Below are 15,237 nucleotides of genomic sequence, written 5' to 3' on the forward strand. Positions count from 1 at the left end.
TTCAACTTAAATGGCAGTTCTCGCTTAGCCGGCGATAGATGGACGGGCCGCCATCTTAGCACGCCAAGCTTGCAGGTTGGTCAGGGTTTCAGGAATTTCAACTTTGGCAAAATCGGCGAACGCCAATCCTGCAAAGGCGGTGATATCAGCCACCGAGAATGTGTCTCCAGCCAAGTATTCGTTTTCGGCCAATACCGCATCCAGATAGGCCATGGTGTTTCCGGCAACCTCTTTCTGTTTGTTGCCCCATTCGGCGCATTGATAGGTTTCCAGGTCCGGGCCGAGGCCAGGTGTGGCATGGTGGAAGTAGGTGCCGACCGCATTCAACAGACCGTTTTCCGCGCGCAGGTTCATCATCGAGATTCGGGCGCGCTCTTGCGCAGTCACGCCGGTCAATGATGGGCCATCGAAGGTTGCGTCGATATATTCAGTGATCGCGTTGCATTGAGCGATGTGCGATCCATCTTCCAGTTCCAAACAAGGCACCGCGGCATCGGGGTTTTTGGCTTTGAACTCAGGCGTACGATGTTCGCCGCCCATCACATCCACAGGGATGAATTCAACTTTGTCTGACGCGCCTTTTTCAGCCAGCGCAATACGAACACGGGCAGGGTTCGGGAACCCTTCGACATCATATATCTTCATCTGAGTACCTCCGTCGGGGTTTGAGATTCATGATGTCTACCTATCAATAGGTAGGCATGATTGCAACCCTTTTTTAGGTCTTGTCAGAAGAACTTTGCTTGAGCGGGGCGGGGTGGTTGCGTAGCTTTTGCCCATGACCGGACCTGCATCCTTCAAGTACTTCAAAACTAGTTCTGAGATCATCCGCTTGACTGTGATGCTGAACATCCGTTTCCCGCTCTCGCTTCGGTATGTTGAAAATCTGCTGCACGAACGAGGCATCGACGTGAGCCACGAAACTGTCCACTATTGGTGGAACAGGTTTGGCCCGATGTTTGCCTCTGAGATCCGAAGAAAGCGGGTGCAACAACTGCGCGCATTCTCGAAATGGAAGTGGCATGTGGATGAGGTTTTGTGAAGGTTAATGGCAAGAAGCATTACCTCTGGCGGGCCGCAGATCATGAGAGCAAGGTGCTGGGAGCCGTTGTCACCAAACGCCGAAACAAAGCTGCAGCGCTGAAATTCCTCAAGACATTGATGAAGCGACACGGTAAAGCGGAAAACGTTGTCACAGATCGCTTCGCCTCATACAGAACCGCTTTCAGAGAGCTTGGTGCTGACAAAAAACAGAAAACGGGCAGGTGGCTCAACAACTGCGTCGAGAATTCGCACCTGCCTTTCCGACGACGCGAACGCGCCATGCAACGTTTCAGGCGGATGCGAAGTTTGCAGAAGCTCGCCGCCGTCAACTCCTCTGTCTACAACCACTTCAACGAGAAAGAGCGCTTGCCAGCCGAAACAGCTTCAAGCTGATACTCACCGCCGCTCTCGCCGAGTGGCGGGGTCTTTGTGACGAATGAAGGACAGCTATACTGGCCTAGCTGAGACTGGTTCGAATCCCTGTCTCCCCGCCACTCATACCTGTCTCACTTCAGTTGTGTTTTTTGACCCGGAATTGTGCCGCAATTCCCGCGAGTTGACGCATGCACTTTCAATCAGAGACGGAGCAGATCGTACACTCGGATCACGATTCAGGCCCCAGTCTCAGTGCCGCATTTTGGTGGGATCGCTTTGGGCGGGATTTCCCTGATACCCGGAAGTTTACAGGGAAATTTCGCAAAACGGGACTGAGTTCAGTAATTTCACCTGTCAGAACTGAATGTTTTACAGGGGGTTAATGTTGCAAATTCCCTAAAAGGTGGAGCAGGGAATTTTCTCGTGCGAACAGGGAATTGTTCCGCCGGATCAGGGAGGGTGAAGTCTGTATCAGTGACGCAGGATCTGGAGATGTCAGAAGCCGAACAGGCGTTCCTGTTCGGACCAATCAAGTGGGTGGGTCACGCTGACCAGACGCTTGAGTGTAAGTTCGGGCGGCTGGGTGCCGTTGAGAAGCGCGGCCTGAATCTTCAGTGAGAGAAACGCGAGCTGAGCACGGGCAAGGATGAAAGCGCCGGGGACGCTTTCACGCCGCGCAACTTCCATCAGTTGAACTCCGGACTTCAGATCGTGGGTCCAGCCATGGGCGCGGATCAACATGGACCGGAGGCGGGGATCGGGTTGCGCCTTTGGTATCTTCGCCTGTCATATTAATAGGTTTTTTTGCGCTGTTTTCCTCCGAGGACACAGGCGCGTATCCCATTGTCTTTCAATGCTTCACGGAACCAATTGGTATCGTACGCGCGATCAGCGAAGGCAACACTTGCAGGTATCGAAGACACACACATGATCCGCGGAGGATAAATTACGCCTGGACTCGGTTAGTTTCAACGCATCGCGGATTTGGCTGCTTGACCTGTTGATCCGACGAAATTTCCACGCTCAGCGATAAATTTCGCGACAGAAATACGCCCTTTGAAAGCAGGCCCACTTCACTTTCTTTCAAGCGTTTCTGGGGAAAAGGCTATATTAAACCGTGGGCTAATGATCTGCTTTGGTTTTTTTGGTTCGGGCCTCGGCTTCGCACTGTTCTCCGAGCGGCGCGCAGAAAACATCTTAGCAAGTTTGCGCTTAATCTTTCGTCTCATCCATTTACTCCTTAACGAGGCGTTCTGTCATGGCCGCGAAATACCGCCATTGGTCGAAGCCAAAAAATATTCTATTGAATCGTACTTTTCCGGCTCACCGTGATTATCTGAATTAGCCTCACTAATTTCCAACATTGCGTCGACAACCTTCCTTAGATTGCCTCCAAGTTTCTTTTGCTCTGCTGTACCTTGACGAAATAGATCTTGAAACGCGTCATATTGTTTGCGCACAGTTTCATCACGGAACAGCGATGAACACCCAAACCCATCCAAAAACTGCGGGCTGCCACCTGTCCAATGGGCAATTTTCATTGCAATCAGTTTATCTGCGATTGACCGAGCTTCTTGATTGTCAATTGCCGTAGTTGAGGCAATTTTTTCAGTATAGTAATCTCTCAGGTTTAAGGTTTCTTGTGCATGCTCCAGATAATGCAGACGGCTGGGCGGTCCAAACCTACTATGAGTGGCTAGTTTTGTGGTGAAGTAGCCAATTTCTGGCAAGGCCTTGATTTTTCCAGCCAGACAGTCGTGGAGGCCGACATTATAGTCGCCAAATATTTTCATGGCATTAAGCTGTAAGTTGTTACATCTTTCAAGGTAGTGATCACGGCGTGTCGCAGCATAACTGGTCGCGAAGGCCCATTGGCTGTATTTAGACAGACGAGAAACTATGTCTTCGTCTTGAAGGCTGAATGCATGAAGAAATTTCGCGTTGAACTGATCTTCGTCTAACATTGACAGGCAAATGATCCCGCCGATAGCGACGACGTGGTCGTGGTTTGCGCGCAGGAATTCAACACCTTGATAGAGTGTATCAAGCACGGGAAAATCATCATCTGCTCCGACGAAGATAATGTCATCATCCAACCCGCTCACACAATCAACCATGCGGTCCCGAAAATGCAGACCGGAATCGTACTCCTTATATTCGATCTGCAAAAGACTGTCGTTGTCACGTACCGCTTCCTCATAAGCAGCAAGGTATGAATGATGACTGCCATTGGCGATCACCACACGTTGTCCCGGATTGAACTCGCCCAGATACTTAAGGAGAAAGGACAAAGACATTGGACGGTTACGTGTGGGAATAACTAGAGGGACCATGGTGCATCCTTATGCGGCTAATACCGGAGATCTAGTGGGCTACACGGCGTCGAATTATGGTCTATTAGAAATTTGACGGTGTAGATATGCGGTCCAGCGCGGCTCATAACTTGATATTTTCGCATGTGTCCAACCCCAAAACACGATCGAAGTCAATCTGTGAAAATATAGGTGCTGGCAACTGAACTGGAATTATTCCATGCTAACCAGCTTCTGGCTCTTGAATTTTTGGCTTGTTCGGGCGGGAGCAGCCTCACTTCGTTGCGCTCGATCAGATACGCTCAACCTCTGGGCTGACTACTCCGGTAGAATGGCGGCATGAGACAACATCTGCGAATAGATCGCAGTCCGCCGCAGACAACTTGGCAATACCCGAGTTCAATCAGGAACGCCAACTCAACTCACGACCGAACTTTGAGCTGACCCAAAGTGGCAGCTTTGATTCACATGGGTTTTCAAATTATGTAGCAAACTGAGACCAGCTCGACGCGTCTCACACCACTCTCCTTGCTAATCAAAGTTATCATGCTTAAAGGGAATTCAATTATCTGCGGCCTGTTGGTCGATTAGAACAGAGCGGAGCGATGATTTGAAAGCGGTAATTCTAGCGGGCGGGCTCGGAACTCGGATTAGTGAAGAATCTCACCTCCGCCCAAAACCCATGATTGAAATTGGTGGTTTGCCCATTTTATGGCACATCATGAAAATCTATGGCGCCCATGGGATCACTGAATTTGTCATCTGCTGCGGCTACAAAGGCTATCTGATCAAAGAGTATTTCGCGAACTACTTTCTACATACATCCGATGTCACATTTGATCTAAAAGACAATAAGATGAAGGTGCACAATCGATACTCGGAGCCTTGGCAGGTTACATTGGTCGACACCGGTCAGCTAACCCAAACCGGTGGCCGCCTAAAGCGTGTGAAGGAGCATCTGACCGACACGTTTTGTCTTACATACGGCGACGGTGTGACGGACCTTGATATTACCAAGCTTTTGGCCTTTCACAAAAGAACTGGCAGCCGTGCGACCGTTACCGCCTTGCAACCAGCAGCGCGGTTCGGAGCCTTGGAGATCGAGGGTGATTTTGTGACCCGGTTTAACGAGAAACCCGATGGAGATGGCTTCTGGGTTAACGGCGGTTTTTTTGTCTGTGAGCCTGAGGTGATTGACTACATCGACGGAGACGAAACGATTTGGGAACGCGCTCCATTGGAAACTCTGGCAACTGAGCGACAGCTTTCAGTGTTCAAGCATTCGGGTTTCTGGGCTCCGATGGATACGATGCGGGATCGTGATTACCTTGAAGAGCTTTGGAAATCCGGCGATGCACCATGGAAAACTTGGTGATGAATGCGTTCTGGAAAGACAAACGCGTTCTGATTACCGGACATACCGGGTTCAAAGGTGCATGGCTTGCGCTGTGGTTGACGCAACTCGGTGCCAAAGTCACTGGCATAGCACTGGCACCTGAAAGTCCCTTTTTTTCCTCTCTGAAACTAGAAGATACCATCAGGCACATTATCGGTGACATTCGAGATTCGTCTGTCGTGACAAACGCCGTAACAGCGTCAGACCCCGAAATTGTTTTTCACATGGCAGCACAATCTTTGGTTTTACGTGGATACGAAACCCCGATTGAGACCTGGTCCACCAATGTGATGGGGACGCTCAATCTGATGGAGGCGCTGCGTGATCTGACCGGTCCACGCGCCGTGGTTATGGTAACTACAGACAAAGTGTATGCCAACGACGAACAAGCGCGGCCATTTCGCGAAACTGATCCCGTAGGTGGTCATGACCCATATAGTTCCAGCAAAGCCGCGATGGAAATTGGCGTCGATAGCTGGAGAAAATCTTTTTTTGCACAGACAGAGATCCGTATGGCTTCGGCGCGCGCAGGCAACGTTATTGGCGGTGGCGACTGGGCCGAGAACCGCATCGTGCCCGATATTGCACGTGCCCTGGCGGCCGACATTCCAGTCAAAGTGCGCAACCCGAATTCCGTTCGACCATGGCAACACGTCCTGGAGCCTCTGCGAGGGTATTTGATACTCGCGGAAAAGCTGTTTACGTCGGCAGATCCCGATCTCCAAAGTGCGTTCAATTTTGGTCCACCATCTGAGGGGGTTAGAACCGTAAAGGACGTTGTTACAACGGCACTCTCCATGTGGCCGGGCGCATGGGAAGATACTTCTCGGAAATCCTATTCTGCCCACGAAGCTCAGATTCTCCGGCTTGCCACTGACAAGGCAGAGGCACTGCTGGGTCATTTCGCCTGTTGGTCTTTCGAAGACGGCATCCGCGCTACAATACAGTGGTACCAGTCTGTTGCGGAGGGCCAGTGCCCTCGTGCGGTCTCACTTAAACAGTTGCAATATTATGGTGAATCTTGAAGCTTATCCCTCAAGATATTGATGGGCTTTACGAAGTCCAGTTGGCGCGCCAGTCCGATGCCCGCGGTGCTTTTGCTCGTACATTCTGTGCTGACGTTTTTGCGCAAGCCGGTCTGCTGACCAATTGGGTGCAAATGAATATGTCGCAAACCAAGGGGCAAGGTACTTTGCGCGGTCTGCATTTTCAGCGTGCGCCGATGGCTGAGGCAAAGCTTATACGTGCAACCGAAGGAAAGGTATTCGATCTGGCGCTTGACCTGCGCGAAGGCTCTCCAACCTTTGGTCAAAGCAGAGCAATCACATTATGCGCTGAGGCTGGGAACGCAATCTACATTCCTGAGGGCTGCGCTCATGGTTTCCAGACATTGACCGAGACTGCGACGCTACACTATTGCCACACTGCTCCGTACACACCGGAACTTGAGGGTGGTGTGCGTGCGACAGACCCCGATCTGGGCATTGATTGGCCCTTACCTATCACGCTTATGTCGGAAAGAGATCAAAACTTGCCTGCCCTGCTGGATGTTCGCCCCTTATGACCAATACCTGCCGACATTGTCTGTCTTCACGCACTATGGCGTTTCTTGATTTGGGATATGCACCCCCGTCAAACGATTATCTAAGTGCGGAAGCGCTTTCTCGTCCCGAACTGACCTATCCGCTGCGGCTTTTCGTGTGCAAGGAGTGCCGCCTTGTACAAACGGAAGACTTCTCGTCGGGCGAGGCGCTATTCACCGAAGAATACGCTTATTTTTCTTCCACCTCGACCTCTTGGCTTGCCCATGCCAAAGCCTATTGCGACACGGTTATCGAACGATTTGCTCTAGATGCGGATTCTCATGTGATCGAGGTTGCATCCAACGACGGTTATCTGCTGCGCAATTTTCGGAAGGCAGGGATCCCCTGCCTAGGTATTGAACCCACACATTCCACCGCCTCCGCAGCGACGGCAATCGGGATCAATGTTGTAGAGGAGTTCTTCGGGGAAGGGTTGGCTAAGGGGCTGGCCAAATCTGATCTTGTCATAGGTAACAATGTCTTTGCCCATGTACCCGACATTAACTGTTTCTCGCGAGGGCTGGCGGTTTGCCTAAAACCTCAGGGCGTGGTCACACTCGAGTTTCCGCATTTGTTGAACCTGGTGACGCAAAACCAGTTCGATACCGTGTATCACGAACATTTCTCCTACATTTCTCTTCTTTCAGCCGAGCGTATTCTGGCGGCGGCAGGTTTGCGGGTGTTCGATGTTGAACAACTAACAACTCATGGCGGCAGCTTGCGTCTCTTTGCCTGTCTTGAAGGAGCCAGACATGCGCAAACCGACGCCGTGAAGGCCATGCGTGATCTCGAAGCATCTCACGGAATGAATGACGATGACTTCTACACAGGTTTCCAACTCAAAGCGGAAAAGGTCAAAGACGATTTCTTGCGGTTCGTGCTGGATGCTAAGGCGGAGGGAAAGTCGGTAGCAGGATACGGCGCAGCCGCGAAAGGCAACACGCTTATGAACTTCGCAGGCGTTGGTCCAGACGCCATTGAATTCGTATGTGATGCTGCAGAATTTAAGATCGGCAAATACCTACCGGGCAGTCATATCCCCATTCTGGCGCCAGACGAGCTACAGAACCGACGTCCAGACTACCTGGTGATATTCCCATGGAACCTGAAAACCGAGATTATGCAATCACTTGATTGGCTTGTAGATACCCGTTTTGTAACTGCTGTGCCAGAACTGCAAATCCTATGACCGACCGCATCGTCTATACCCGACCCTCTATCACCGATCTCGAGGTTAGTTATGCCACTGATGCCGCCCGCACTGGTTGGGGGCCGAAATGTTATGACTACATTCATCGCTTCGAGGCGACCTTCGCAGAGTATGTCGGAACAAAACATGCTATTTCGACTTCCAGTTGCACGGGCGCGATGGAGATGGGTCTGGCTGCGCTAGGTATCGGTCCGGGCGATGAGGTCATCCTTGCCGACACAAATTGGATCGCTACGGTTGCTCCCGTCGTGCATTTGGGCGCAACACCGATTTTCGTTGATATCTTGCCAGACAGTTGGTGTATTGATCCTGATCAGGTCCGCGCGGCGATTACATCGAAAACCAAGGCCATCATAGCCACACATCTCTACGGTAATCTCTGTGAGATGGACACACTGTTGAGCATCGCAGATGAATGTGGAGTGGTGCTTATCGAAGACGCGGCCGAAGCGTTGGGTGCGCGATATCGCGCCATTCATACAGGCGCGATGGGAAAGTTCGGGACCTTCTCTTTTCATGGTACGAAAACGTTGACCACCGGCGAAGGCGGGATGCTGGTGACCGATGACGATGCTTTGGCGGATCGCATTCTGACGCTGTCCAATCACGGACGTGACAAGGCGCAGAAAAAACAATTCTGGGCTGATACGGTCGGCTACAAATTCAAGATGTCAAACATTCAAGCTGCAATAGGAATGGGGCAGATTGAGCGCATTGAGGAACTGACGAACCGCAAAGCGGAGATACTTGCAGCTTACAAAGAGCGGCTGTCGCATCTAGGGCTATCGATGAACCCTGAGCCTCCTCACGTCCGGAATGGCGCGTGGATGCCCACTGTTGTTTTTGACAAGGCACTTGGCGTCTCCCGTGAGAGGGCCTTGGCAGCATTCGAGGCAGCAAACATTGATGCGCGTGTATTTTTCTACCCGCTTTCCAGCCAGCCTATGTTCGTAGAAGCGCCTACCCCGCATGCCCATGATATTTGCGAGCGGGCACTGAACCTGCCCAGTTTTCACGACATGACAGACGGGGACATTGATCGAGTCTGTCGGGTAATCGAGACCTTGGCCTCTCCTTAGGCTTTCACAATCTCGTCAATACGCCCGTTGATCTGGGCGCCTTTGGCAAGTCCGCGATACATGAACTCTTCGTACCCGCGCTCTTTCATCGCGCGTATCGTGCGGTCGATGTCATAAACGACTCTGTGCAGGGCAATCTGGCCATCTGATAAGATTGCGTAAGCTGCACGTGGGTCTCCATCGCGCGGCTGTCCTACCGAGCCCGGATTGCAAAAGACGTGCGTACCGAAGTCTAGAATGCATTGCACATGGGTATGACCCGCAAAGAGCTGTGTTACGCCTTTGGGAAACGTATCGATCCCCACTTTATAGAGGTATTCATCGACATGATCCTGCGGTCCTCCGTGTACAAACAATGTTGTGCCATCCTGGATGCTGTCCATTGATCGGCTCAACCATGCCACGCTGTCCGAACTTAGCTCTGCCTGATGTTTGTCTATGATACCCGCGACGACCTTAGAGCGTTCGCAATTCTGTCCCGACGTAACGTAGCTGTCGTGATTGCCCAGTATATTGCGCACCCCTTCTGCCTTGAGCAGTTGTACGCATTCTTCCGGCTGACCATTATACCCAATAACGTCGCCAAGGCACACAAACTCTGTCACCCCTTTGGACTTCGCGTCAGCCAAAACCGCCTCAAGCGCGGCCAGATTGGCATGAATATCAGAGATCAGGCCCAGCATAACGTATCCGATCTGCGTTGTGACGCTGCGCAATCCCTTCACGCAAGACAGGTTGCGCAGGCCGTCGTCGGTTCAGGTAAAAGTCAACACACATCTCAGCTTCGTTGAACCCGAAAGCGGTTCGCAAGGAACAACTACTTGAAAACCGAGGGTTGATTTCAAGAAGATAGGCATCCTCATCTTCCAAACGGAATTGTAAGTTGGTTGGACCCAGCGGCTTGTAGTAGCGCATGATTGTATCAGTTGCTTTGGATACGGCTTCATGAGTGACGGTCTTTGCCTCGCCAGTGTTCCCGGCACGTGTCAATCGGCGCTGAAAGATCAGTGGGCCAATGTAATCGCCGTCGCCAAAGCCAAATGTACCGACAGTATATTCATCGTCGTCCGTACCAACAATCCGCTGCACAAGAAATTCGCCCGAGGTTTTTCCGCTCCAATAATCAAAATCCACTTCGTCATGAAGCCGCACAATGCCAACGGAGCCTTCCCCAGTGCTGGGTTTCAAAAGAAATGGCGGTTTCCCCAGCGCCGCGCAGGCCGCTTCCCAAGTGCCACCTCCTGCAATCGACGGGATGACTGGCAACCCCAATTGCGCATAGTCGGCTGCAAAATCCGACTTGTTTTCAGTCAACGCGATAAGATGTGTCGTGTTGATGGCCAACGCTACCCCGAGGTCTTCGAAAAAACTTCGGTGGGCGTCTAGAAACGCCATGTCGATGCTGATACCTGGAATAATCAGTTCAATTCCGTGATCCTGCACCAAATCTTTCCAGAACGTCAGATACGCATCTGAGCTTTCGTCTAGCTTGGGTTTCAGCAGAGTTTCATCGCACAGCTCTGCGCCGAATAGCGACATGCGCCGGTCAAGTCCAATTAACCACGATCGCCCGTCATCCCGCAGACTGCTGGCGATGCCCTGGCCTATGAGCGCTCCTACGCCGGTGACCAGAATACGTCGGCGCTCGTTCACAACTCAGGCCCCGCACAATCAGCTCTAGTCATGAGACACTTCTACAAGAAGACCAACACAAAGATCTGGAAAGTCAACGCCAACAGCCATCATCGCGCGCATGTTCTCTTCAAAGTTATCTAGCGTTCTGAGAACACCCAATGGAAGAGGCTTCAGGTAAAGCCCTTCCTCATGCGTTACTCTGTACCCGGCCGCCTCGATGGCGCTTCGCAATGTATCGCGGCAAAAATTGCGTTGATGTCCGAGCATTAAATCCGTTTCGTTCAGATCATAAATGTCCTCAATCATCCCCATCTCAAGCCCGAGGCGCCGGTTTAACGATTTTGCATTCGGTACAGCAATCCAAATGCGACCGTTGGGAGCTAGAAACTTTTTGTACCGGCTTAGAATGGCGACTGGATCATCCACATGCTCGAGCACGAATCCCATGACAATCAGATCGAAGGTGTCGGTAGGTGTGTAAGTTTCGAAGTACCCCGCCTCCAATGATCCAGTATACCAAGGGTTCTTGGACTGAAAATTCTCGATGACCTTTTGAGAGCCTTCAACGACGACGTGCTGGTCACTCATCTCGAAAAAGAAGGGAACTGTGTAACCATGCCCCAACCCAAGCTCTAGCAAACGCCCGACATGTCCTGTGCGCTCAAACACCCTTTCGGGATACCACCGCATCATGAGATCATTCTCAATCTCGACACTTGGTGGCTGCAAATACTTTGAGGCGACGTCGTCTAGGTTTTCCATCAGATAGTCAGCCCTTCTGAATACATGTCATGACAGGGAGAGGGAATTCCGGTCTGCGTCGGATAGGGTCGCAGCCATGTCAAAACCCCTCATACCACAGGACTTCGTTTTTCATAACGTCCCGAGACCGTCAATACCAGACCGACGACCCCTATAGACGGCGAGTTAACGAGTCCTTTTAGAGTAGGACGTTTAAAGCTGGGGAAATTCGAGTTGGTTGAACTGATCAAGGGCCAATTCATAAGAGACACCGAGGCGGCTATGATGTAACGATAGCTAAATGGCCCCAGTTTTATCTAGAACGTTTTAAGAATTTGGAACTCTTACGCAAAGTGGGACACTCTATTGTTCTAACAGAGACCTTAGAGTTATTGATTCTGGCAACTAGCGAAAAGAGTGTTCGGATTGTTCAAAAGCGTGTCAGACCTTCGCGAATGTTCGCGACAAAAGTTCTTACTCACACAATGGATGGTGACACGACCTGTAACAAAGCTTAGATGAGAGCTCCAGAGCGTGGCAAATCACCAATAAAAATGCTGAAGGCAAATCATGACGTCAAAAGACGACCGCAAAGAGTTTGAAGCTCACAAGGAAAAGCAATGCTTGGCGCTTGGGCAAGACGAGCATGTTTTTCAAAGTTCAATTGCACATATGTTACAACTTGACCCTTATGACTACTCCTATCTGTGGAGCTGGATGGGAGCACCCATTATTCAGATGCCTGCAGATGTGATGGCGACACAGGAAGTGATCTGGAACACGAAACCCGATGTCATTATCGAAACCGGCGTGGCACGCGGTGGCTCGGTGCTGTTTATGGCCTCACTATTGCAGTTGATTGGCAATGGCACCGTGATCGGAGTCGACATAGATATCCGCGCTCACAACCGCGACACGATCAACAAACACCCTATGTCGAAACGAGTCACTCTAATTGAGGGGCCGTCGACCAGCGAGGATACGCTGGCCGCCGTGCGTGCCGAGATCCCAGAAGGCGCCAAAGTCATGGTAGTTCTAGACAGCGACCACAGCCGCGATCATGTTCTGGCCGAGTGCCGTGCATACGGTCCGTTGGTTACACCTGGCTGCTACATGGTCGTTGCGGATACGATGATCGGGTATGTCGGCCAGAAGGACAGCCCACAAAACCGTTCCAAATCGTGGTTTGCCGGGAACGAGCCGCTATCAGCGCTTAATGACTATATGTCAGAAGCAGACCTATTCGAAGTTGATCCGGTGTTGAACGGCAAGCTTGTGCTGTCCTCTTCGCCCGGTGGGTATATTCGACGGAAATTTGCATGACTACTGTCGTCATTTCGCAACCTATGTATTTTCCGTGGCCAGGTTTTTTGGCCCAACTCGCTTTAGCTGATGTAGTCGTTTGGCTGGTAGATGCGCAGTTTTCTAGACGCTCGTTTACTAACCGCGTACAGATTAGATCGCCTTCTGGCAGCGCCTGGCTTAGCATACCAATAAAGCATACTAAAAACAGGACAGATATCGTTGACATCGTTGCTGCTGAACCAAATTGGCTAGATTTACACATCGATAAACTCAAGAAATCGCTTAGCGGGACGCCTTACCTAGACTCCGCACTAGCACCAGTTCTACACCTGAATCAGCATGACGGCCTTTGCGACGCGATTGTCGCCAGCAGTAAAGGACTAGCATCACAGTTTGGCATAAATCCGAGCGAGTATCACCTTAGCACCGATCTAAATGTCACAGAAACAGGCTCGAACAGGATACTGCAAATCGTCCAAGAATTGGGCGGAACGCGCTATGTCACCGGGCATGGCGCACGCAACTATCTGGAACACAAGGAGTTTGAATTGGCAGGGATCAACGTCGAATACATGGAATATGATGTCAGGCCGTGGGGGCGTGTTGAAGATGATTTTTCGCCGTTCGTGACCGGGCTTGACCTGTTAGCACATGTAGGCCCTGCTCAAGCTGCATCTTATCTAAACCCGCGCACACGCAACTGGAAAGAATTTCTTCAGAACCACCAACAGACATAGGCTTCCTAATATGGGATCGTTTCCGGTTTGGAACAGGATCGCATCATAGCGTTGACGGCTCGGAGTGTTCTATCTGTACCCCCAACTGTCCGGGGCAGAGGAGGTGATAGCCAAAGGATTGACGCCGCCCGAAGTGAGCTCCCACGCCCAATCTTACTGTGCCGTTAACTATTGGGCGCTAACTTGAATAATTTAAGAAAATCAATGCCTTATTGTGGACCTTAGTTCTGGTCTATATCATTAGCTTCCGGTGTCTGACGTCAGTACCATTGGGACAGTATTGGTCGATTTGATAAGAGTAGATTTCTGGCTCATCGTAGCTGCCAAGGAGTAGAGATGAGAAAGAACCCCTAAAACAAGCAGAGTCACGGCGAGAAGCCAGCAAAGGACATTTGGCGTTCGACCCGTAAACAGTATTCCGCACAAGAAAAGATCCAGATTTTACTGGACGGCCAAATAGGCGAGGAAAGTATTGCAGAGCTGTGCTGTCATGAGGACACCGCGCAAAGCCCGTCCTGGGCGGACGCCTGTAGGCGCCCACCCTTTCGAACTATATTGCACTTGCTACCCCCCAACCCTCGCCGGGAGCAGGTTTTAGAGACGAGCACCCTGAAGGGCTTCGCCCAAAACCAGTTGTTAAAGGGAAATATGTACGACGTAACCACTTGGCAGAAGGCATGGCTGTGCGGCGTAATGGAAAATTTCTATCGCAAAAGGCAAAACTATTTGTCGCACATAGGGAGTAAGTGGCGGACCAAGGGGGAACAACCCTATTTGAGTAACCATTTTTCATGCAAAAAAATAACTGCCACAATATGTACCAAGAGGTGGACAAGAATCGGTGGCGTGATCGGTCTACCACTCAGGACTTCGGGCTTTGTGCGGCCTGCCTTGTGCCCAGTTCAAAATGCAGCTTGATGCATGGATCAATCCGAATTGGTAGATTCACTTTCAAGACTTTGGTTTCAGTAGGGCAACCTGGGCTCTACAACGCTATAGATTCTAACGCGCGAGCACAGATATTCGCTATAACCAAGCGAATGAATCTTCGCTCAGATCCATAAATGCCAGATCCTCAACTAAGACTTTGGCACCACTTAAATTAAGCAGCACCCCGTCATCCAGATCCCGGTACTTAATGTCAGAGATATTGTCTGCAAATAGACCTGAGCCAATCCCAATCTGATCAATCCCAACTTCAAAATCAGTCATGATGTTGAAGCCATCAAAAAAGTGAAACTCAAGAAGGTCAGCTTCCCCTCCACTAATATGAACACCGCGGCCTGGTCCGCCTCTCAGGATATCGGCGCTTTCCCCACCATCCAATTTGTCTCTTCCGAAGCCATCCTCCAGGATGTCAGCTTCATCCAAGCCATTGATATGGTCTCGTCTCCGACTTCCCGAAAGCGATACGCTGTCATCCAGTATGTTTACAGAAATGAGGGCCGTGGCTTCGGGAGTTCTACCGAACGTGTCTTCAAGTTCATACGTGAATGTCTGGACTATCTCGTCACCGGGGGCGACCAAATCAAGACATCTGAATCTGCTTCATATGTAAACGATCCATCATTATTCAGGTTTGGTAGCCTCTCTTCCGGACCTGAAAGCAGGGATACGGTTAGTCCTCTGCCTGTGTACCAGTTGTCGTTGGCTAGGATGTTTCCAGCGATGACATCGTCTTCGTCAATGTGAAAAACATCGTCTTGTGCATTTTGGTGGAAATGAAGCTGCTATGGCCGTCGCCCCATCGAGATCTTTCACCGTAGATTCCGAATCGGAATAATCGCCCCCTAGAACGATGGTTGTATCGGCAAATCCAT

Annotated in this window: 14 protein-coding genes and 2 pseudogenes; 8 read left to right on the top strand and 8 right to left on the bottom strand. The window is 50.9% G+C overall.

The window, feature by feature from the left end; genetic code table 11:
* Nucleotides 1-24 precede the first annotated feature (24 nt).
* Nucleotides 25-645: a glutathione S-transferase family protein gene (locus I5192_RS03875; RefSeq protein WP_170399737.1), complete on the bottom strand. Its 621-nt coding sequence runs from the start codon at nt 643-645 to the stop codon at nt 25-27.
* Nucleotides 646-778: 133 nt separating this feature from the next.
* Here I5192_RS03875 and I5192_RS03880 point away from each other — a divergent pair.
* Nucleotides 779-1,484: pseudogene (locus tag I5192_RS03880) on the top strand (IS6 family transposase).
* 430 nt (nt 1,485-1,914) lie between these two features.
* On the opposite strand, the gene I5192_RS03885 reads toward I5192_RS03880, so the two are convergent.
* The gene (locus I5192_RS03885; protein ID WP_223117798.1) at nt 1,915-2,160 is read right to left on the bottom strand and encodes a hypothetical protein; all 246 of its coding nucleotides are present in this window, start codon (nt 2,158-2,160) and stop codon (nt 1,915-1,917) included.
* A 515-nt stretch (nt 2,161-2,675) separates the two neighbouring features.
* Entirely contained in the window at nt 2,676-3,752 is a 1,077-nt protein-coding gene (locus I5192_RS03890) for a TIGR00180 family glycosyltransferase (RefSeq protein ID WP_223117799.1), read from the bottom strand.
* Nucleotides 3,753-4,341: 589 nt separating this feature from the next.
* Between I5192_RS03890 and rfbF the strand changes: the two genes are divergently transcribed.
* The 5 genes from rfbF to I5192_RS03915 are packed head-to-tail and all read left to right on the top strand — an operon-like array spanning nt 4,342 to nt 8,999.
* Nucleotides 4,342-5,106: a glucose-1-phosphate cytidylyltransferase gene (gene rfbF / locus I5192_RS03895; protein ID WP_170627351.1), complete on the top strand. Its 765-nt coding sequence runs from the start codon at nt 4,342-4,344 to the stop codon at nt 5,104-5,106.
* Complete coding sequence (gene rfbG, locus I5192_RS03900; protein WP_255612035.1) at nt 5,091-6,152, top strand: CDP-glucose 4,6-dehydratase; 1,062 nt, start codon at nt 5,091-5,093, stop codon at nt 6,150-6,152. The genes rfbF and rfbG overlap by 16 nt, the downstream gene beginning before the upstream one ends.
* Nucleotides 6,149-6,691, top strand: coding sequence for a dTDP-4-dehydrorhamnose 3,5-epimerase (rfbC, locus tag I5192_RS03905; protein ID WP_170399817.1), 543 nt, complete (start codon nt 6,149-6,151; stop codon nt 6,689-6,691). The genes rfbG and rfbC overlap by 4 nt, the downstream gene beginning before the upstream one ends.
* Nucleotides 6,688-7,899 (top strand): class I SAM-dependent methyltransferase, encoded by a 1,212-nt coding sequence (locus tag I5192_RS03910; RefSeq protein WP_170399820.1) that lies wholly within the window; start codon nt 6,688-6,690, stop codon nt 7,897-7,899. The genes rfbC and I5192_RS03910 overlap by 4 nt, the downstream gene beginning before the upstream one ends.
* Nucleotides 7,896-8,999, top strand: coding sequence for a DegT/DnrJ/EryC1/StrS aminotransferase family protein (locus I5192_RS03915; RefSeq protein WP_170627347.1), 1,104 nt, complete (start codon nt 7,896-7,898; stop codon nt 8,997-8,999). Before I5192_RS03910 ends, I5192_RS03915 begins: the two co-directional genes overlap by 4 nt.
* Here the strand turns inward: I5192_RS03915 and I5192_RS03920 are convergent.
* Genes I5192_RS03920 through I5192_RS03930 form a run of 3 tightly spaced genes read right to left on the bottom strand, consistent with a single transcriptional unit; the run spans nt 8,996 to nt 11,396 of the window.
* Complete coding sequence (locus tag I5192_RS03920; RefSeq protein ID WP_223117800.1) at nt 8,996-9,682, bottom strand: metallophosphoesterase; 687 nt, start codon at nt 9,680-9,682, stop codon at nt 8,996-8,998. The two genes, I5192_RS03915 and I5192_RS03920, sit on opposite strands and share 4 nt — an antisense overlap.
* Nucleotides 9,663-10,652, bottom strand: a complete 990-nt coding sequence (locus I5192_RS03925) for an ATP-grasp domain-containing protein (protein ID WP_223117801.1) — start codon at nt 10,650-10,652, stop codon at nt 9,663-9,665. Before I5192_RS03925 ends, I5192_RS03920 begins: the two co-directional genes overlap by 20 nt.
* A 24-nt stretch (nt 10,653-10,676) precedes the next feature.
* Nucleotides 10,677-11,396, bottom strand: a complete 720-nt coding sequence (locus I5192_RS03930; protein WP_223117802.1) for a class I SAM-dependent methyltransferase — start codon at nt 11,394-11,396, stop codon at nt 10,677-10,679.
* A 651-nt stretch (nt 11,397-12,047) separates the two neighbouring features.
* On the opposite strand from I5192_RS03930, the gene I5192_RS03935 reads away from it, so the two are divergent.
* Entirely contained in the window at nt 12,048-12,698 is a 651-nt protein-coding gene (locus I5192_RS03935; RefSeq protein WP_223117803.1) for a cephalosporin hydroxylase family protein, read from the top strand.
* On the top strand, nt 12,695-13,417 hold the full coding sequence (locus I5192_RS03940) for a WbqC family protein (RefSeq protein ID WP_223117804.1): 723 nt from the start codon (nt 12,695-12,697) through the stop codon (nt 13,415-13,417). The genes I5192_RS03935 and I5192_RS03940 overlap by 4 nt, the downstream gene beginning before the upstream one ends.
* 1,026 nt (nt 13,418-14,443) lie before the next feature.
* Here the strand turns inward: I5192_RS03940 and I5192_RS03945 are convergent.
* Together I5192_RS03945 and I5192_RS22750 are read right to left on the bottom strand one after the other, a co-directional pair.
* Nucleotides 14,444-14,788: a hypothetical protein gene (locus I5192_RS03945; protein ID WP_223117805.1), complete on the bottom strand. Its 345-nt coding sequence runs from the start codon at nt 14,786-14,788 to the stop codon at nt 14,444-14,446.
* 131 nt (nt 14,789-14,919) lie between these two features.
* Nucleotides 14,920-15,117, bottom strand: a pseudogene (locus tag I5192_RS22750) (hypothetical protein); the annotation flags it as partial.
* Nucleotides 15,118-15,237: the final 120 nt, after the last annotated feature.

The sequence above is a fragment of the Ruegeria sp. SCSIO 43209 genome (assembly GCF_019904295.1).
Classification (GTDB): domain Bacteria; phylum Pseudomonadota; class Alphaproteobacteria; order Rhodobacterales; family Rhodobacteraceae; genus Ruegeria.

Coding starts and splice junctions, on each gene's coding strand:
- I5192_RS03875 (WP_170399737.1), bottom strand. CDS start 645: ATGAAGATATATGATGTCGAAGGGTTCCCGAACCCTGCCCGTGTTCGT.
- I5192_RS03885 (WP_223117798.1), bottom strand. CDS start 2,160: ATGTTGATCCGCGCCCATGGCTGGACCCACGATCTGAAGTCCGGAGTT.
- I5192_RS03890 (WP_223117799.1), bottom strand. CDS start 3,752: ATGGTCCCTCTAGTTATTCCCACACGTAACCGTCCAATGTCTTTGTCC.
- rfbG (WP_255612035.1), top strand. CDS start 5,091: ATGGAAAACTTGGTGATGAATGCGTTCTGGAAAGACAAACGCGTTCTG.
- I5192_RS03910 (WP_170399820.1), top strand. CDS start 6,688: ATGACCAATACCTGCCGACATTGTCTGTCTTCACGCACTATGGCGTTT.
- I5192_RS03915 (WP_170627347.1), top strand. CDS start 7,896: ATGACCGACCGCATCGTCTATACCCGACCCTCTATCACCGATCTCGAG.
- I5192_RS03920 (WP_223117800.1), bottom strand. CDS start 9,682: ATGCTGGGCCTGATCTCTGATATTCATGCCAATCTGGCCGCGCTTGAG.
- I5192_RS03930 (WP_223117802.1), bottom strand. CDS start 11,396: ATGGAAAACCTAGACGACGTCGCCTCAAAGTATTTGCAGCCACCAAGT.
- I5192_RS03935 (WP_223117803.1), top strand. CDS start 12,048: ATGTTACAACTTGACCCTTATGACTACTCCTATCTGTGGAGCTGGATG.
- I5192_RS03940 (WP_223117804.1), top strand. CDS start 12,695: ATGACTACTGTCGTCATTTCGCAACCTATGTATTTTCCGTGGCCAGGT.